Source organism: Kitasatospora sp. NPDC094015, from assembly GCF_040304075.1.
In the GTDB taxonomy this organism is placed as follows: Bacteria; Actinomycetota; Actinomycetes; order Streptomycetales; family Streptomycetaceae; genus Kitasatospora.
This window is the reverse complement of record NZ_JBEOUL010000013.1, coordinates 1-18,421: the sequence shown is the minus strand read 5'-3', so window position 1 is coordinate 18,421 and position 18,421 is coordinate 1. Positions and strand designations below refer to the sequence as shown.

The following is an 18,421-nucleotide window of genomic DNA, read 5'->3' as shown; positions in this document are numbered from 1 at the left end:
GCCGCCCCCGGTACCCCCGACCGGGTACGCGACAGGGCGCCGCCCCCACGCGGGGAGCGGCGCCCTGTCGGACTGTCTGCCTGCTCGGTCAGACCTTGCGGCGGCGGCCGCCCTTGGCCGACTTGGCGGCCTTGCGGCGCTCGGCACGGGTCAGCCCGTCGCCCTCGTCCGGCACGCCGTCCTCGAAGTCACCCTCGACCACGCCGCCGCCGATCTCGTCCGAGGGGGCGACGTAGTGCAGCTTCTTGCGCTGCGGCGCCTCCAGGCCCTTGGCCTTGATCTCCGGGCGGGGGTCCTTCTCCAGCGAGAGCGGGGAGTCGGAGTCCGCGACCGGGACCTCCTCGACCTGCTGCTCGACCTGGACCTCCAGGTTGAACAGGTAGCCGATGGACTCCTCCTTGATGCCCTCCATCATGGCGGAGAACAGGTCGAAGCCCTCGCGCTGGTACTCGACCAGCGGGTCGCGCTGAGCGTAGGCGCGCAGCGCGATGCCCTCCTGCAGGTAGTCCATCTCGTAGAGGTGCTCGCGCCAGCGGCGGTCCAGCACCGAGAGCACCACGCGGCGCTCCAGCTCGCGCATGATCTGCTCGCCGAGCTGGTCCTCGCGGGCGCCGTACTGCGACTGCACGTCCTCCTGGAGCACCTTGGTCAGGTAGTCCGGGGTCAGTGCGGCCGGGCCGCCCGCCTCCTCCTCCAGCTCGTCCAGGTCGAGGGTGACCGGGTAGAGCTGCTTGAGGGCCGTCCAGAGCTTGTCCAGGTCCCAGTCGTCCTCGAAGCCCTCACCGGTCGCGGCGGCGACGTAGGCCGCGACGGTGTCGTCCATGAAGTGGCCGATCTGCTCCTGCAGGTCCTCGCCCTCCAGGACCCGGCGGCGCTCGGTGTAGATGACCTCGCGCTGGCGGTTGAGCACCTCGTCGTACTTGAGGACGTTCTTGCGGATCTCGAAGTTCTGCTGCTCGACCTGGGTCTGCGCGGAGGCGATCGCCCGGGTGACCATCTTCGACTCGATCGGCACGTCCTCGGGGACGTTCGCCATCGACAGCACGCGCTCGACCATGCCGGCCTTGAACAGGCGCATCAGGTCGTCGCCCAGCGACAGGTAGAACCGGGACTCGCCCGGGTCGCCCTGACGGCCGGAGCGGCCGCGCAGCTGGTTGTCGATCCGGCGGGACTCGTGCCGCTCGGTGCCCAGGACGTAGAGGCCGCCGGCCTCCTGGACCTCCGCCTCCTCGACCTTGACGGCCTCCTTGGCCTTGTCCAGCGCGCTCGGGTAGGCCGCCGCGTACTCCTCCGGCGTGTCCTCCTCGTTCAGCCCGCGCTGGGCCAGGTCCGCGGCGGCCAGGTACTCGGGGTTGCCGCCGAGCTTGATGTCGGTGCCGCGGCCGGCCATGTTGGTGGCCACGGTGACGGCGCCCTTGCGGCCGGCCTGCGCGACGATCTGCGCCTCGCGCTCGTGGTGCTTGGCGTTCAGCACCTCGTGCGGCACGCCGCGCTTGCGCAGCTCCTGGGAGAGGTACTCGGACTTCTCCACCGACACGGTGCCGACCAGCACCGGCTGGCCCTTGGCGTGACGCTCCGCGATGTCCTCGACCACGGCGGCGAACTTGGCCGGCTCGGACTTGTAGATCAGGTCGGGCTGGTCGATCCGCAGCGGGTTCTTGTTGGTCGGGATCGGCACCACGCCGAGCTTGTAGATCTGGTGGAACTCGGCGGCCTCGGTGGTGCCGGTACCGGTCATGCCGGAGAGCTTGCCGTACAGCCGGAAGAAGTTCTGCAGGGTGATGGTGGCCAGCGTCTGGTTCTCGTTCTGGACCTCCACCCCCTCCTTGGCCTCGATCGCCTGGTGCATGCCCTCGTTGTAGCGGCGGCCGGCGAGCATGCGGCCGGTGTGCTCGTCAACGATCATGACTTCGCCGTTCATGACGACGTAGTCCTTGTCGTTCTTGTAGAGCTCCTTGGCCTTGATGGCGTTGTTGAGGAAGCCGACCAGCGGGGTGTTCACCGACTCGTAGAGGTTGTCGATGCCCAGGTAGTCCTCGACCCGGGTGACACCCTCCTCCAGCACGCCGACGGTGCGCTTCTTCTCGTCGACCTCGTAGTCGCGGTCGCGCTTGAGGCGCTGGACCAGCTTGGCGAAGTCGCTGTACCACTTGGTGGCCTGGTCCGCCGGGCCGGAGATGATCAGCGGCGTACGGGCCTCGTCGATCAGGATCGAGTCGACCTCGTCGACGATCGCGAAGTTGTGGCCGCGCTGCACCAGTTCGTCCTGCGACCAGGCCATGTTGTCGCGCAGGTAGTCGAAGCCGAACTCGTTGTTGGTGCCGTACGTGATGTCCATCCCGTACTGGCGCTTGCGCTCGGCCGGCGACATGTTGGCGAGGATCACGCCGACCTCGAGGCCGAGGAAGCGGTGCACCCGGCCCATCCACTCCGAGTCACGCTCGGCGAGGTAGTCGTTGACCGTGATCAGGTGCACGCCCTTGCCGGTCAGCGCGTTGAGGTACGCCGGCAGGGTGCCCACCAGGGTCTTGCCCTCACCGGTGCGCATCTCGGCGACGTGGCCGAAGTGCAGCGCCGCGCCACCCATCAGCTGGACGTCGTAGTGGCGCTGCCCGAGCACGCGCTTGGACGCCTCGCGTACGGTGGCGAACGCCTCGGGGAGCAGGTCGTCGAGCGACTCGCCTTCCGCCAGCCGGGACTTGTACTCGTCGGTCAGCGCCCGCAGCTCGTCGTCGGTGAGGTTGACGAAGTCCTCTTCGATCGAGTTGACCTGGGCAGCAATCCGCTGCAGCTTGCGAAGGGTCTTACCTTCGCCTGCGCGCAGGATCTTGTCGAAGACGGACACTTGGGCGGGCTCCTTGCCTGGATCGGCTCTGGACTACAGCACGGCGAGACCTACCCCACCGTACGGTCATCGTATGCGAGGAGGACAAGCCGTCGGGAGGTGCGTCAGCACGGTATTCCCGTGTCACCCGCGTGGGCAAAGCACCGATTAGCGCCACCCGCCGGGGCAAAACGGTCACCGAGCCGTTCTCCGTGCACTGCTCAACCGCCCGGGGGGCCGAAGGGTTCCCCTCCTTTCCCCGGTCGTCCTCCCCTCCTTTCCCCCGGCCGTCCTGCGCCGGACGGGCCCGGTTGTCGGTGCCGGGGCCTACCCTGCCCGGCATGACCGCCACGAGCCTCTCCGCCGACCAGGCCCGCCTGATCGCCCTCCGCGCCCAGGGTCTGCTCGGCGCCCCGGACCGCCGCTCCGGGGTCCGCGGGCTGCTGCGCCACCTCGGCGCCGTCCAGCTGGACACCATCTCGGTGCTGGCCCGCTCGCACGAGCTGGTCCCGTACGCCCGGCTCGGCGCGGTCGGCCGGCCGGCGGTCGAGCAGGCCTACTGGGGCGGCGCCGGCACCTTCGAGTACTGGTCGCACGCCGCCTGCATCCTGCCGATCGAGGAGTGGCCGCTGTTCGCCTTCCGGCGCCGGGCGTACCGCGCCCGCGGCAACCTCTGGGGCCACCAGGTCACCGAGGCGACCTACCGGCAGGTGCTCGAGAAGCTGCGCGCCGAGGGCCCGCTGACCTCCACCGAGCTGGGCGGCGCCAAGCGGACGGCGGAGTGGTGGGACTGGTCCGACACCAAGATCGCGGTGGAGCGGGCGCTCTCCTTCGGCGACGTGGTCTGCACCGAGCGCCGGGGCTGGAAGCGGGTCTACCGGCTGGCCGAGCAGGCCGTCCCGCAGGCCCTGTTCGAGCAGGACCCGAGCGACGCCGACTGCCTGCGGCAGCTGGTCGCCCAGGCCGGCGCGGCGCTCGGGGTGGCCACCCGGGCCGACCTGATGGACTACCACCGGCTCAAGGCGGTCCAGTTCGACGCCGTGGTGGCGGACTCCGGCCTGGTCCCGGTGGAGGTGGCCGGCTGGGGCGCCCCCGCCTGGGCCGACCCGGCCGCGCTGGCCACCGCGCCGCGCGGGCGGCACCGCACCACCCTGCTCTCCCCGTTCGACTCGCTGGTCTGGGACCGCGCCCGCACCGAGCGGATCTTCGGCATGACGCACCGGCTCGAGGCGTACACCCCCAAGCACAAGCGGGTGCACGGGTACTTCGCCATGCCGCTGCTCGCCCGCGGCCGACTCGTCGGCCGGGTCGACCCGGCCCGCGAGGGCCGGACCCTGGTGGCCCGTCAGGTCTCGCTGGACTCGCCCGCGTACCTGGAGCCGCTGGCCGCGGCGCTGCGCGAGGCGGCCGCCTGGGTGGGCTGCGACGCCGTCCGGGTCGAGACCCTGGACGACGAACGGCTGCGCCCGGCGCTGCGGGCGCTGCTGGACGGCTGAGCCGGGGGCCCGGCCGCCGCCGTTGGACCCGGTCGGTTCGGGCCCAACGGCCCCTGTGGTCAGCCTATTTCGAGGATCTTCTCGCGCATCGCGTAGACCACGGCCTCCATCCTGGAGTGCAGCTGCAGCTTCTCCAGGATGTTGCGGACGTGGTTCTTCACGGTGTTCTCGCTGATGAACAGCTCCTTGGCGATCTCCCGGTTGTTCATCCCGGTGGCCACCAGCTTGAGCACCTCCAGCTCCCGGTCGGTGAGCCGCGGTGCCGGCACCAACTCCCGGTCGTCGGACCGGCGCTGGATCATCGACTTGAACTCGGTGAGCAGCTTGGAGGCCATCGAGGGACTGATCTGCGACTGGCCGTCCGCCACCGCGCGGATCGCGGTCGCGACCTCGTCCGTGGAGATCTCCTTGAGCAGGTAGCCGGTGGCCCCCGCCTTGATCGCCTCGTAGAGGTCGGCCTCCTCGTCGCTTATCGTCAGCATGATGATCTTGGCGCTGGGGACCACGTCCTTGATCGCGGTGCAGGCCTCGATCCCGCTGCGGCGCGGCATCCTGACGTCCATCAGGATGATGTCCGGCAGCAGGTCGGCGGCCTTGAGCACGGCCTCGGCGCCGTCACCGGCCTCGCCGATGACGGTGATGTCCTCCTCCTCGGCCAGCACGATCTCCAGGCCCCGGCGGAACAGTGCGTGATCGTCCACCACCAGGACCCGGATCGGCTCGGTGCGGTGCGGTGCGTACTCGGGCTCCCGGCCCTCGCCCCGACCGCCCTCCCGGCCGCCTCCCCCACCCTGGCTGAATGGATCGCCCATCCGCTCCTCCCCCGGCTGCCGGTCGATGTCGGGCCCATCATTCCACGGCAGTGGGCCGGGCGATCACCCTCCGCCGTCGGACCGCCCAGCTGGGTGACCCCGGCGGCCACGGCCGCCGGGGTCACCGGTGTTCCCTGTCCTACGAGTTGTGCCGGTCGTCGCAGCGGCTACGGAGCCCCGCGACCCGGCGGACGGACCGTCAGTCCTCGTCCGGCCCGCCGATCGCGCCACCGGCTCCACCGGCGTCGCTCTGGGCGTTGTGGTCCTCCTTGAGGTGGATCACGCCGTAGTGGTAGCCGTGCCGGCGGTACACCACGCTCGGCAGCCCACTGTCCTTCTCCACGAACAGGTAGAAGTCGTGGCCGACGAGCTCCATCTCGTACAGCGCCTGGTCGAGCGACATCGGCCCGGCGGGGTGCGTCTTCTCCCGGACGACGAGCGGTCCGTCGCCCTCCACCTCCAGCGATCCCATCTTGGTCTTGCGGGCCGCCCCGTTGGTACCGGCCTCGGGTCGGGCCGTCTCGGGGAGCGCCGCCAGCGCCGCCGTCGCCTCCGCGACGCTGATCGGGGTGCGGCCGTTGCCGCCCTTGTGCACCCGGCGGCGGTCGGCGGACTTGCGCAGCTGCGCGTCCAGCTTCGCCGATGCCAGGTCGAGGGCCGCGTACGGGTCGGCAGCGGCGGCCTCGGCCCGGATCACGGGGCCACGGGTACGGAGGGTGATCTCGACCCGCTCCGAGCGGTCGGCCTGGCGCGGGTTGTGTTCCTTGGACACCTCGACGTCGAGGCTGATCACCTTGCCGTCAAACTTCTGGACCTTCTCCAGCTTCTCGGCCACGTGCTCGCGGAACCTCTTGGGCACCTCGGTCTTGCGGCCCTTGACGACGATGTCCACGCAGAACTCCGATCCCTTGTGCTGTCGCCGAACCGGAGTGCATACCGGATCGGCCTGAGACCCAGCCGGACCAGCCAATCAGTCACCGGCCCCAGCGTCGCCGGGAACGGCGAGCGCGACTGGCCCTCACCTCACTTCCTCCCCACCAGGAGCGCTTGAAACCCCCTCTGGCCTTATGAGACACCCCACAGGGGGATTCCGCCTCCCCAGTCGAACAACGTAACGAGGGAGAACCGGCGGCACGACTGTTGCCCTCTGTTTACCCTCCTACGGGTGAAAGAAGGGTAAACGGCTGGACAACACCGCCAGGGTGGTCAACCGTATGGCGCAAATCGCCGCTCCGCCACCCCCCGGAAGGCGCCGATATGACCGATCTGCCCGCCGCCCTCCGTGACCTGCTCGACCTGCTGCTGCCCGCCGCCTGCGCGGGCTGCCCGGGCGGCCGGGGCCCGCTCTGCCCGGCCTGCCGGGGCGTGCTGGCGGCCGCCCGGCCCGGTCCCGCCACCCCCTGCCCGGCACCGGCCGGGCTGCCCCCGGTGCACGCCGCGGGGCGGTACGGCGAACCGCTGCGCGGCCTGCTGATCGCCCACAAGGAGCGGGGCGCGCTGCGGCTGGCCCGGCCGCTCGGCGTCCTGCTGGCCGCGTCGGTGCGGTCGGCGGCGGCCGGCCCGGGCGCCCTGCTGCTGGTGCCGGTGCCCTCCACCCGGCGCTCGGTGCGCGCCCGGGGCCACGATCCGATGCTGCGCCTCGCACGGGCGGCCGCCGGGGAGCTGCGTCGCACCGGCCGGCCCGCCGTCGTCGTCCCCGCCCTGCGGCAGATCCGGCGGGTGGCCGACCAGGCGGGCCTCGGCGCGGCCGAGCGGCGGCGCAACCTGCACGGGGCGCTCGTGGTGCCTCCCCGGCCGGGCCGGCTGCTGGTCCGGGCCGGGCGGGGGCGCCGGCTGGTGCTGGTGGACGACCTGGTGACCAGCGGTGCCAGCCTGGCCGAGGCGGCCCGGGCGCTGGCGGCGGCCGGCCACCCGCCGGAGGCGGCGGCCACGGTCGCGGCCGTCGCCAGGCGCGCGCAGCGGCCGCCCGGCGCGCGGGCGGCGCACCGCTCCCCCCGCCCCGCGCCGCCGGGCCGGGCGGCGTTCGGGCCGGCTCAGCCGGGGTAGCTGAAGGAGAGCGCCGGGTGCTCCTGCGGCACCGGCACCTCGCGCCACTGGGTGCCCTGGAGCCGGTAGATCCGGCGGTCCGAGACGGCCAGCACGGTCGGCACGACGTCCCCGTCCCGGTCCTCGGTGGCGGAGACCGAGGTCATCGACTCGCCGCCCTGCAGGGGCGAGTCACTGCTCTGCGACCCGTCGGTGCCCAGGTAGTGGAGCTGCTGGAGCTTGCCCTTCTCCTTGCCGAGCAGCAGCAGCTGGTCGGTGTCCGCCCAGGCGACCGAGGCCACGTCGGTCAGCAGCGGGGCCACCGGCCGCAGCCCGGTGATGTCCGCCTTCGGGTCGGCGGCGGTGCCGCGGTGGGTCAGCAGGCCGAGCTCCACGGTCTGCGCGTTGTCCTTCGGGTTGCTCAGCACCAGGGCGATCCGCACGCCGTCCGAGGAGACCTTGAGCGACTTCACCGTACGGCCCGCCAGGCCGGCGACCGGCACCTCGACGACCTTGCCGCCGCGCACCATCAGCACCCGGGACCCGGCCGGGTCCCGGTCGACCAGCCACAGGTCCTGCCTGCCGTCCCAGCTCGGCGAGGCGAGCCCCTGCTCGGGGGTGGGCGCGCGGCTGCTCAGGACGGGCGTACCGAGCTTGTCGCCCTCCCCCGTCCCCACCACCTGGAGGTTCCGCCCGTCCGCGCCGATCACGGCCACCGCGCCGCCGTCGCGGCGCACCGCGAAGGTGCCGGGCGTCGCCTTGCCGGTCTGCCCGGTCGGGGACGGCTGGCCCAGCGGCCCGGCCACCGCGCGGCCCTGCCCGTCCCCCTGCGCGACCATCATCCGGCCGTCGTCCAGCTGGTAGTACTGCTGCGAGCCGTTCTCGCCGGCGAGGCTGCCCGGCGCGATCCGGGCCGCCGCGTCCGCGCCGATCGCGCATCCGCCCTTGACCCCGCTCAGCTCCAGGCGCTGGATCGGCGCCTTGCCCTGCTGGTCGGCGAGGGTGTGGTAGAGCTGCCCGGCCATCTGCTGGCACAGCTCGGACCGGCCGCCGAAGTCCGGCACGTCCACCTTGACCGTGGCCACCTTGCTGTCGCTGACCGCGACCGGCGCCGTGATCCTGACCCCGTCCAGCGGCGAGTACACCGCCGGCGCGAGCCAGGTCGAGGGGCCGGCCGCCAGCGCCTTGGCGGCGGCCGTCAGCGGGTCCACCCGGCGCCGCAGGTAGATCGGGTCGGGGATCAGCACCGCCCCGGCCTGCGGGTGCTCGGCCGAGGGGTCGGTGAGCGCGTAGAAGTAGCGGTGGACGGCCCGGTAGCCGTTCTTGAAGGTGGTCTGGTCGGCGATCAGGCCGTCCGGCAGCCGGTCGATCCGCCACTCGCCCTTGTCCGGTCCGTCGTCCTCCTTGACGAAGGTGAACGTCTGGCGGAACTGCTCGCCGTCGGCCGCGGACTGGTAGGACTGCTTGCCGTCCAGCGTGCCGACCAGGCCGCCGGTGACGGTGATCTCGGTGGACGCGGCGCCTTCCGGCGGCGGCGCGCCGGTCTGGCCCTGGCTGTCCAGCACCGAGACCCCGGCCTCGGGCTGCCAGCGGTCGCCGGCCGACGCGGTCAGGTACTTCTTCGCGGTGCGGTAGGTCGGCTCGTCCGCGTTGGAGGCGTTCAGGAAGCCGGCCAGCAGGTCCCGCGGGGACTCGCCCTTGTACGGGGCCACCGGGTAGACCCGGACCTGGAGGTTCTCGGCGCCGGCGCCCTGGGGTATCTCCACCCGCTCGGGCGGGCCGCCCTCGGGCATCCCGACGCAGCCGGTGACCAGGAAGGCGACCACGGTGCCCCAGACCGCCGCGGCGGCGGGCCGGATGCCGGTCCTACCGCTGCCTGTCCGTCGCACCGTCGGTCCCCTCCTCGTCGCTCCCCGGCGCCTGCGCCCCGGAGGCCTGCTGCGTGCTCGGCCGTCCGGTCGGCCGGTCGACCACCACCTGGGCACCGATGGCACCGTACCCTCCGGCCGCCGAGCGGACGTCCGACGGGTCGGCCGTCGGTGCCGCGGGGGCACGGCCCAGCCCGGGGCCGATGCTGAGCACCCCGCCGAGACCGCTGCCGAAGCCCTGCGCGGCGCCCTCCGGGGTCTCCGGGGCGTCGGCCGGCGCCCCGATGTGCTCGTCGGTCGAAGTCAGCGCGGTGGCCCCGGCCGGCCGCTGGGAGCGCCGGTAGGGGGCGCCGGTGGAGGCCAGCCCGCGGTTGTGCCGGGAGTCCTCCGGTTCGAGCCGGAACGGCGCCCGGATCAGCTCGCCGCCCCGGGTGCGCGGCAGGGTCAGCCGGAAGTGCGAGCCGCCACCCGGCTCGCCCCAGGCCTGCAGCCAGCCACCGTGCAGGTGCGCGTCCTCGACCGCGATGGACAGGCCGAGGCCGGTGCCGCCGGTGGTCCGCACCCGGGACGGGTCGGCCCGCCAGAAGCGGTGGAACACCCGGGACGCCTCGCCCGGCTTGAGGCCGATGCCGTAGTCCCGGACGCCGACCGCGACCGCACCCTCGCCGGAGCCGAGCCGGATCACCACGTCGCGGCCCTCCCCGTGCTCGAGCGCGTTGACCACCAGGTTGCGCAGGATCCGTTCGATCCGGCGGGCGTCGACCTCGGTCACCACCGGGTCCTCGCCGCCGCGGATGATCACCGCGCTGCCCTTGGCACGGGCCAGCGGGTCGGCCGCCTCGACCACGCGGCCCACGATGTCCCGCAGGTCCACCGGCTCGGCGTCCAGGATCGCGGCGCCGGCGTCGAAGCGGCTGATCTCCAGCAGGTCGGCGAGCAGCGACTCGAAGCGGTCCAGCTGCTCCTGGAGCAGCTCGGCCGAGCGGGCCGCCATCGGGTCCAGGTCGTCCCGGCTGTCGTAGATGAGGTCGGCGGCCATCCGGACCGTGGTGAGCGGGGTGCGCAGCTCGTGCGAGACGTCCGAGACGAACCGGCGCTGCACCCGGGAGAGCTCCTCCAGCTGCCTGATCTGCGCCTGGAGGCCGTTGGCCATCCGGTTGAACGAGTCGCCGAGCCGGGCGATGTCGTCGGAGCCGGTGACCTTCATCCGCTCCTCGAGGTGGCCGGCGGCCAGCCGCTCGGAGATCCCGGCGGCCATCCGGACCGGGGTCACCACCTGGCGGACCACCAGCCAGGCGATCCCGCCGAGCAGCATCACCAGGAAGACGCCGGCGGTGGCGAGGGTGCCGACCACCAGGCCGAGGGTGTCGGTCTCCTGGCCGAGCGAGAAGACGTAGTAGAGCTGGTACTCGGTGCCGGAGGCGTCGGGGCCCTTGAACTGCTTCCCGATCACCAGGCCCTTCTCGTCCGAGGTCTGGCCGCCGTTGCCGTCGCCGCGGTGGATCATCGTGGTCTGCTCGTGCAGGATCTCCGGCTGGGCGGCGACGTCGTCCCGCAGCTGCCGGGTGATGCTGATCGGGAGGATGTCGCCCGAGTACCAGGCGCCCCGGAAGACCGTCTCGGAACCGCCCTCGGTCTGCGGGGCGGGCAGGATGGCGATCACCGAGTAGACCCCGGCGCCGCCGCTGGACAGGTCGGTGACCTGCTTGTTCAGCCAGGCCCCGATCTCGTCCCGGGCCGGGTCGGCGTTGGCCCCGGCCTTGGCCTGGAGCTTCATCGCCTCGTTGATCTTGTCCTGCTCGATCTGGAAGCCGCCGATGGCCTGGCCCTGCGCGGCGTGCCGCTTGGTGTCCAGCAGCCCGTTGCGGACCTGGGCCACCACGACCACGCCGAGCACCAGCACCACGGCCACCGAGAGCAGCAGCGTGGTGGCGACCACCCGCAGCTGGATCGAGCGCCGGTACACGGCTATCAGGCGGTTGAACGGGCGCCGGAACTGACGGGCCACCAGCGCGATCAGCCCCGCCAGGCCGCTCCGGGGCCGCCGGCCCTGGGTGGTCGAGCTCAGCACGTCGCCGCGCACAGCAGCGTCCCCGCCGGGTCCGATGCCCGACGGGGACTCGTCAGCTTCCTGGTCCCGCATGCTCAGCTGGGCCCCGCCTTGTAGCCGACCCCGCGGACCGTCACGACGATCTCCGGGCGCTCCGGGTCCTTCTCGATCTTGGACCGCAGGCGCTGCACGTGGACGTTGACCAGCCGGGTGTCGGCCGCGTGCCGGTAGCCCCAGACCTGCTCCAGCAGCACCTCGCGGGTGAACACCTGCCAGGGCTTGCGGGCCAGCGCGACCAGCAGGTCGAACTCCAGCGGGGTAAGCGGGATGCCCCGGCCGTCCCGCTTGACCGAGTGGCCGGCCACGTCGATGACCAGGTCACCGATGGTCAGCTGCTCGGGGGTGGGCTCCTCGGCCCGTCGCAGGCGCGCCCGGACCCGGGCGACCAGCTCCTTGGGCTTGAACGGCTTGGTGACGTAGTCGTCGGCGCCGGACTCGAGGCCCACCACGATGTCGACCGTGTCGGTCTTCGCGGTCAGCATCACGATCGGAATGCCCGACTCGGCCCGAATCTGCCGGCAGACGTCGATGCCGTCCCGCCCCGGCAGCATCAGGTCGAGGAGGACGAGATCCGGCTTCGTCTCCCGGAACGCGGCTAGCGCCTTGTCCCCATCCGCGACGAAAAACGGCTCAAAACCCTCACCACGCAGCACGATGCCGAGCATCTCGGCCAGTGCGGTGTCGTCATCAACGACGAGGACGCGTCCCTTCATGTCTCCATCTTCTCATTACCGGATTGTGACCTGGCACACAGTCGCGCCGGCCGGGGGCTTCCGGTCCACCGCGGGACCGGGCATAACACCTCAAATCTCGCAGCTCACGGGCGTCGGGAGGGCCGTTGTCGATCAGCAACGGGATACCCCTGGGGTGACCAGGCCCACCATGGCACGATGGGCGGCGCAGGAACAGTTTCCGGCCGGTAGCCGATCACCCTCCTGCCCACCACGACCTCAGGAAACTCCCAAGGAGCAGTGATGACCGACAACCCGGGCTGGACCTCGCCCGGCTCGCCCGAGCCGGCCGACGAGGCCCCGCCGCAGGCGGCAGCTCCCGCCGCAGCACCGGGTACGTCGGCGACCTCCGCCCCCGAGAACGGCGCACCGCAGCCGCCGCACGCCCCGCAGGACGGCCCGCCCGCCCCCCAGTGGGGCACCCCCGGCCCGCCGCCGTACCCCGGTCACGCTGGTTACGGCGCGCCCGGCCCCGCAGGCGCCCCCGGCGCACCCGGCTGGGGCCCGCCCCCGCCCCCGTACGGCGGCCACCCGGGCTGGGGCGTCCCGCCGAGTCCGAAGCCCGGCGTCATCCCGCTGCGCCCGCTGGGCGTCGGCGAGCTCCTGGACGGCGCCGTCACCACCGTGCGCAAGTACTGGCGCACCACGCTGTCGCTGGCGCTCGGCTTCGCCGCGTTCAGCCAGACCGTGAAGACCGTGCTGGAGTGGTGGGCGCAGCAGAGCGGGAGCGTCGGGGTGGAGCTGGTCGCCGCGCTGGTGCCGCTCGCCCTGGAGTCGCTGCTCGGGCTCGTGGTCGGCGGCCTGCTGACCATCGTGGTCAGCAAGGGCGTGCTCGGCGAGCAGGTCACCCTGCGCCAGGCCTGGCAGTCCGCCCGCGGCCAGCTGGGCCGGCTGGTCGGGCTCACGCTCCTGGTGTTCCTGATCATCCTCGCGGTGTTCCTGGTGGCCGCCGTGCCGCCGGTCCTGCTCGGCCTCGCCAGCGGTTTCACCCCCGGGGTGGCGGTGCTCGCGATGCTGATGGCCCTCGTCGCCGGCGGCGTCGCCTGCTGGCTCGGCATCACGCTCAGCCTGGCGAGCCCCGCGCTGATGCTGGAGCGCCAGGGCGTGCTCACCTCGCTCAGCCGCTCCCGCCGGCTGGTCAAGGGCTCCTGGTGGCGGATCCTCGGCATCAACCTGCTCACCAGCCTGATCCTCAGCATCGTCTCCGGCGTGGCCGTGCTGCCGTTCGCCTTCCTGGCGACCATGGTCGGCAACCCGGACGCCTTCGACCGGCTCGCCGGCGAGAACACCGCCGCCCTCAACCTGCTGGGCATGGTGATCCTGGCCGTCGGCGGCACCGTGGTCTCCACCATCACCATCCCGGTCAACGCGGCGATGACGGTGCTGATCTACATCGACCGCCGGATCCGCCGCGAGGCGCTCGACATCGAGCTCGCCCGCGCCGCCGGCGTGAGCGTCCAGCAGCCCACCGGCTGGGCCGGCCCCGCCGTGCCGCACCAGAACACCCCGCCGGGAGCCTGATCCGGATGCCGAACTGGGGGGAGGGTGCCCTGCTGGCCGGCGGCACCCCCGTCACCGTCCCGCGTGACCAGGCCCGGGACGCCGCACGCCAGGAACTGCTCAACCCCGTCTACCACCAGCACGACCCGAGCCTGCTGGAACGCATCGAGACCTGGATATCCGACCGGATATCCGACCTGTTCTCCGGCCTGGGAGCGGCCACCGGCAGCAGCACCGGCGTGGTCCTGCTGCTCCTGGTGGCGGCCGCCGTGGTCGCCGCCGTCTGGTGGCGGCTCGGCGCACCCGGCCGGCAGGCCCGCAGCACCACCGGCCTGTTCGAGGTCGACGGGCCCCGCAGCGCCGCCCAGCACCGCGCCGCGGCCCAGCAGCACGCCGCCGCGGGCGAGTGGCCCGAAGCCGTCCGGGAGCAGATGCGGGCCGTGGTCCGCGACCTGGAGGAGCGCACCGTGCTCGACGTCCGCCCCGGCCGGACCGCCGACGAGGCCGCCGCCGAGGCCGGGCGTGCCCTGCCCGCCCACGCGGCGGCGCTCGCCGCGGCCGCCCGGACCTTCGACGACATCGCCTTCGGTGACCGCACCGCCGCGGCCGGCGACTACCAGTCCCTCGCCGAGCTGGACCGGACCCTGCGGGCGACCCGCCCGGCGCTCGCCCCGGCCGCCGGAGGCACCGCATGAGCACCGCGCCCCACGCCGCACCCCCCGCCCCGGCACCCGCGCCCGCAGCCGCTGCCGGACCGGCCACGCCCGAACCGCCCGCCTCCACCAGCCTGGCCCCCGGCCGTCGACGGCTGTGGCTGCGCTCGCGCTGGTACCTGCTCACCGCCGCCCTGCTGGTGGTGCTCGGCCTGCTGCTCGGCGGCCTCGCCGGCCGCAGCACCTGGCCCCCGCTGGACCCGCGCTCGCCCGACCCGCAGGGCGCCCGGGCCGCCGTCGTCCTGGTCCAACGCGAAGGCGTCGACCTGCGCACGGTCGACGACGTGAACGCGCTCGCCGGCGCCCTGCGCGAGCCCGGCACCACCGTCGTCCTGCCCCGCCCCGACCTGCTGAGCCCCGCGCAGCTCGCCCGGCTCGGCGCCGTCCCCCGCGGCAGCACCGGCCGCCTGATCCTGATCGCCCCCGAGCAGGGCGCCCTGGACGCCTTCGCCCGCGGCACCACCCTGGTCACCGCGCCGGACGGCTTCCCCGACCTGGCCAACCCGATCAGCACCCCGCCCGCCTGCCGGCTGCCCGAGGCCGTCCGCGCCGACACCGCCGACCTCGGCGGGCTGCTCTACGACGCCGGCGCCGGCGACACCGGCTGCTACCCCCGGCACGGCCACCAGAGCCTGGTCCGGCACGCCGACACCGCCGACCGCGACACCGTCGTGCTCGGCACCGGCCGCCCGTTCACCAACAACCGGCTCGACGACGACGGCAACGCCGCCCTCGCGCTCGGCCTGCTCGGCGCCCACCAGCACCTGGTCTGGTACCTGCCCGACTACAACACCGCCGCGCCCGCCGCCCACCGCAAGCAGTTCTCGGACTACATCCCGTCCGGCTGGAACTGGGCCGCCGTCCAGCTGATGGTCGCCGCCGTCCTGGCCGCCCTGTGGCGCGGCCGGCGGCTCGGCCCGGTGGTCGCCGAGCGGCTGCCCGTCGTGGTCCGGGCCACCGAGACCACAGAAGGCCGGGCCCGGCTCTACCACCGCGCCAAGGCCCGCGGCCGGGCCGCCGACGCGCTGCGCCGGGCCACCGCCCACCGGCTCGCCCCCGCACTCGGGGTGCCGACCGCCGCCGGGCAACCCGAGCCGATCGCGCTCTGCACGGCGGTCGCCGACCGCCTCGGACGCTCGGCCGACGACATCCGGGCCCTGCTGTACGGCGGCCCGCCCACCGACGACGCCGCACTGCTGCGGCTCACCGACGACCTCGACGCCCTGGAAAGGCAGGTACGACAGCCGTGACCGAGCAGCCCGCTGCCAGCACGTCCCTCAGCAAGGCCGACATCCCCGGTCCGGCACACTCCCCCGCCGCCCCCGCGGACGCCCGCGCCGCCCTCACCGCGCTGCGCGCCGAGATCGGCAAGGCCGTGGTCGGCCAGGACGCCGCCGTCACCGGCCTGGTGGTCGCCCTGCTCTGCGGCGGCCACGTCCTGCTCGAAGGCGTCCCCGGCGTCGCCAAGACCCTCCTGGTGCGCACCCTCTCGACCGCACTGAGCCTGGGCACCAAGCGGATCCAGTTCACCCCCGACCTGATGCCCGGCGACGTCACCGGCTCGCTGGTCTACGACGCCCGCACCGCCGAGTTCTCCTTCCAGCCCGGCCCGGTCTTCACCAACCTGCTGCTCGCGGACGAGATCAACCGCACCCCGCCGAAGACCCAGGCCTCGCTGCTGGAGGCGATGGAGGAGCGCCAGGTCACCGTCGACGGCGAGCCCCGCGCCCTGCCCGAGCCGTTCCTGGTCGCCGCCACCCAGAACCCGGTGGAGTACGAGGGCACCTACCCGCTGCCCGAGGCCCAGCTCGACCGCTTCCTGCTCAAGCTCGTCCTCCCGCTGCCCACCCGGGACCAGGAGTTCCAGGTGCTGTCCCGGCACGCCGCCGGCTTCGACCCGCGCGACCTCGCCGCCGCCGGCGTCCGCCCGGTCGCCGGCCCCGCCGACCTGGCCGCCGCCCGCGCCGAGATCGCGAAGCTGACCGTCTCCCCCGAGGTGCTGGCGTACATCGTCGACCTCTGCCGGGCCACCCGCCAGTCCCCGTCGCTGTCCATCGGCGTCTCCCCCCGCGGCGCCACCGCGCTGCTGAACGCCTCCCGTGCCTGGGCCTGGCTGGCCGGCCGCGACTACGTCACCCCGGACGACGTCAAAGCACTCGCGCTGCCCGCCCTGCGGCACCGGATCCAGCTGCGCGCCGAGGCCGAGATGGAGGGCGTCACCGCCGACTCGGTGGTCCAGGCGGTCCTCGCCCAGACCCCCGCCCCGCGCTGACCCGGCCGCACCACCCAGGATCCCCGAAGGAGTCCCGCTCATGGCCCTGACCGGCCGAACCGCCCTGCTGGCCGCGCTCGGCGCGCTTGTCGTGGGCCTCGTCCTGCCCTCCTGGGCCGGCATCGGCGCGGTCACCCTGCCGGTGCTCCTCGCGGTCCTCGTCGACCTGGCCCTCGCCGCTCCGGTCCGCACCCTGCGGTTCGGCCGGAGCGGCGCCACCACGGTCCGCCTCGGCGAGGGCGCCACGGTCGAACTGACCGTCACCAACCCCTCCGGGCGCCCGTTGCGTGCCCTGGTCAGGGACGCCTGGGCGCCGTCCGCCTGGCACCCCGGCACCGCCGAGACCGCCTCCCGGCACGCCATCACCGTGCCGTCCGGCGAGCGGCGCCGGCTGACCACCGAGCTGGCCCCCACCCGACGCGGTGACCACCACGCGCACCGGGTGACGGTCCGTTCGCTCGGCCCGCTCGGCCTGGCGGGCCGCCAGGGCTCCCACCTGGTCCCCTGGACGCTGCGCGCGCTGCCCCCGTTCACCAGCCGCAAGCACCTGCCGTCCCGGCTGGCCCGACTGCGCGAACTCGACGGCCGCACCGCCGTCCTGATCCGCGGCCAGGGCACCGAGTTCGACTCGCTGCGCGAGTACCTGCCCGGCGACGACGTCCGCTCGATCGACTGGCGCGCCAGCGCCCGCCGCAACACCGTCGCCGTCCGCACCTGGCGCCCCGAACGCGACCGGCACGTCCTGCTCGTCCTCGACACCGGCCGCACCGCCGCCGGCCGGGTCGGCGACGCGCCGCGCCTGGACGCCACCCTGGACTCCGCCCTGCTGCTCACCGCGCTGGCCACCAAGGCCGGCGACCGGGTCGACCTGCTCGCCCACGACCTGCGCAAGCGCGGCAGCGTGCTCGGCCGCTCCCCCTCCGACGTGCTGCCCGCCTTCACCTCGGCGATGGCCACGCTGGAACCCGCCCTGCTGGAGACCGACATGCGGGCCCTGGTCTCCAACTCGCTGCGCCTGGCGCCGCACCGGTCGCTGATCGTGCTGTTCACCGGCCTCGACGCCCGTCCGATCGAGGAGGGCCTGCTCCCGGTGCTGCCGATGCTGACCAAGCGCCACGAGGTCGTCCTCGCCTCCGTCGCCGACCCGCGGCTGGACGAACTGGCCACCGCGCGCGGCACGGTGAAGGAGATCTACGGCGCCGCAGCCGCCGAGCAGACCCGCGCCGACCGCCGCCGCACCGCGGAGCACCTCACCCGCCTCGGCGTCACCGTCCTCGACGCAGCCCCGGCCGCACTGCCCCCCGCGCTCGCCGACACCTACCTCGCCCTCAAGGCCGCCGGCCGCCTCTGACACCCCGGCCCGACCCCGCCAGGAGCCGCAGCGCGACCCGGGCCACCTGCCGAACGTCCGGCTCGCGGTCGGCCCTGGCCAGCTCCGCCAACCGCCCCTCGGCCTGCCGGACGCCGCACCGGCCCAGCGCCAGCGCGGCCCGCAGCCGTACCTCGCGGTCCGGATGAAGCAGCGCCCGTACGAGGACGGGCCCGGCCGAGGGGTCACCCCGAAGCCCCAGTGAAGCAGCCGCTTCCGCCCGGGTCCGGCTGTCCGGCTCGCTGAGGAACTCGGTCAGCACGGCCACGGAGTAGGTCGGGTCGCACCGCGCACGGCCATGGAACCAGACGAGCGACCGCCGGACCCGTACATCGGTCCCCCGCTCCCACGGCAGGTACCGGTCCAACGCCTCGACCGCCGCGGGGCCCGCGGCCACCAGCGCCCGTGTGGCAGCGTGGTGCACCCGCCGGTCCCCGACGGAGCCGAGGAAGAGCACCACCAGCTCCGGAACGGACCCAGGTCCGTCACCGGCCGCTGCGGTCCGGTCCTCACCGCCCGGTCGGTCTTCGTCCACCAGGTGATCCAAATGCCGTCCAGGGCCCACGTGCAAGCGGATATGGCGGGCGCCGGAGCGCAGGTTCGTGCCCGGGAATGCGAAAAGCCCCTCCGGGTGACCCGGAGGGGCTTCTCTGAAAGATTGTTCGGCGGCGTCCTACTCTCCCACAGGGTCCCCCCTGCAG

At 73.6% G+C, this 18,421-nt stretch carries 14 protein-coding genes; 7 read left to right on the top strand and 7 right to left on the bottom strand.

The window, feature by feature from the left end; translation table 11 throughout:
- Positions 1-88: 88 nt before the first annotated feature.
- On the bottom strand, positions 89-2,845 hold the full coding sequence (gene secA / locus ABT014_RS17515) for a preprotein translocase subunit SecA (RefSeq protein ID WP_350639659.1): 2,757 nt from the start codon (positions 2,843-2,845) through the stop codon (positions 89-91).
- 320 nt (positions 2,846-3,165) lie between these two features.
- Here secA and ABT014_RS17510 point away from each other — a divergent pair, with 320 nt between their 5' ends.
- Complete coding sequence (locus ABT014_RS17510; RefSeq protein WP_350639658.1) at positions 3,166-4,320, top strand: winged helix-turn-helix domain-containing protein; 1,155 nt, start codon at positions 3,166-3,168, stop codon at positions 4,318-4,320.
- Between the two features lie 59 nt (positions 4,321-4,379).
- On the opposite strand, the gene ABT014_RS17505 is transcribed toward ABT014_RS17510, so the two are convergent.
- Entirely contained in the window at positions 4,380-5,132 is a 753-nt protein-coding gene (locus ABT014_RS17505; RefSeq protein WP_350639657.1) for a response regulator, read from the bottom strand.
- Between the two features lie 199 nt (positions 5,133-5,331).
- Positions 5,332-6,024: a ribosome hibernation-promoting factor, HPF/YfiA family gene (gene hpf, locus ABT014_RS17500; protein ID WP_350639656.1), complete on the bottom strand. Its 693-nt coding sequence runs from the start codon at positions 6,022-6,024 to the stop codon at positions 5,332-5,334.
- 365 nt (positions 6,025-6,389) lie between these two features.
- On the opposite strand from hpf, the gene ABT014_RS17495 reads away from it, so the two are divergent.
- Positions 6,390-7,178: a ComF family protein gene (locus ABT014_RS17495; protein WP_350639655.1), complete on the top strand. Its 789-nt coding sequence runs from the start codon at positions 6,390-6,392 to the stop codon at positions 7,176-7,178.
- Here ABT014_RS17495 and ABT014_RS17490 read toward each other — a convergent pair.
- Genes ABT014_RS17490 through mtrA form a run of 3 tightly spaced genes read right to left on the bottom strand, consistent with a single transcriptional unit; the run spans position 7,166 to position 11,848 of the window.
- Positions 7,166-9,046: an LpqB family beta-propeller domain-containing protein gene (locus ABT014_RS17490; protein ID WP_350639654.1), complete on the bottom strand. Its 1,881-nt coding sequence runs from the start codon at positions 9,044-9,046 to the stop codon at positions 7,166-7,168. The two genes, ABT014_RS17495 and ABT014_RS17490, sit on opposite strands and share 13 nt — an antisense overlap.
- A complete protein-coding gene (gene mtrB / locus ABT014_RS17485) occupies positions 9,024-11,168 on the bottom strand; it encodes an MtrAB system histidine kinase MtrB (protein ID WP_350639653.1) in 2,145 nt (714 codons plus the stop codon). Before mtrB ends, ABT014_RS17490 begins: the two co-directional genes overlap by 23 nt.
- A 2-nt stretch (positions 11,169-11,170) precedes the next feature.
- Positions 11,171-11,848, bottom strand: coding sequence for an MtrAB system response regulator MtrA (gene mtrA / locus ABT014_RS17480; protein ID WP_033821070.1), 678 nt, complete (start codon positions 11,846-11,848; stop codon positions 11,171-11,173).
- A gap of 261 nt (positions 11,849-12,109) precedes the next feature.
- Here mtrA and ABT014_RS17475 point away from each other — a divergent pair, with 261 nt between their 5' ends.
- Genes ABT014_RS17475 through ABT014_RS17455 form a run of 5 tightly spaced genes read left to right on the top strand, consistent with a single transcriptional unit; the run spans position 12,110 to position 17,702 of the window.
- The gene (locus ABT014_RS17475; RefSeq protein ID WP_350639652.1) at positions 12,110-13,387 is read left to right on the top strand and encodes a DUF7847 domain-containing protein; all 1,278 of its coding nucleotides are present in this window, start codon (positions 12,110-12,112) and stop codon (positions 13,385-13,387) included.
- 5 nt (positions 13,388-13,392) lie between these two features.
- A complete protein-coding gene (locus ABT014_RS17470; RefSeq protein ID WP_350639651.1) occupies positions 13,393-14,061 on the top strand; it encodes a DUF4129 domain-containing protein in 669 nt (222 codons plus the stop codon).
- Positions 14,058-15,329: a DUF4350 domain-containing protein gene (locus tag ABT014_RS17465; protein WP_350639649.1), complete on the top strand. Its 1,272-nt coding sequence runs from the start codon at positions 14,058-14,060 to the stop codon at positions 15,327-15,329. The genes ABT014_RS17470 and ABT014_RS17465 overlap by 4 nt, the downstream gene beginning before the upstream one ends.
- A gap of 41 nt (positions 15,330-15,370) precedes the next feature.
- A complete protein-coding gene (locus ABT014_RS17460) occupies positions 15,371-16,351 on the top strand; it encodes an AAA family ATPase (RefSeq protein ID WP_350639904.1) in 981 nt (326 codons plus the stop codon).
- A gap of 40 nt (positions 16,352-16,391) precedes the next feature.
- Positions 16,392-17,702 carry a DUF58 domain-containing protein gene (locus tag ABT014_RS17455; RefSeq protein WP_350639648.1) on the top strand — a complete coding sequence of 437 codons (1,311 nt, stop codon included), beginning with the start codon at positions 16,392-16,394 and terminating at the stop codon, positions 17,700-17,702.
- On the opposite strand, the gene ABT014_RS17450 is transcribed toward ABT014_RS17455, so the two are convergent.
- Positions 17,680-17,982 carry a HEAT repeat domain-containing protein gene (locus ABT014_RS17450; protein WP_502895013.1) on the bottom strand — a complete coding sequence of 101 codons (303 nt, stop codon included), beginning with the start codon at positions 17,980-17,982 and terminating at the stop codon, positions 17,680-17,682. The two genes, ABT014_RS17455 and ABT014_RS17450, sit on opposite strands and share 23 nt — an antisense overlap.
- Positions 17,983-18,421: the final 439 nt, after the last annotated feature.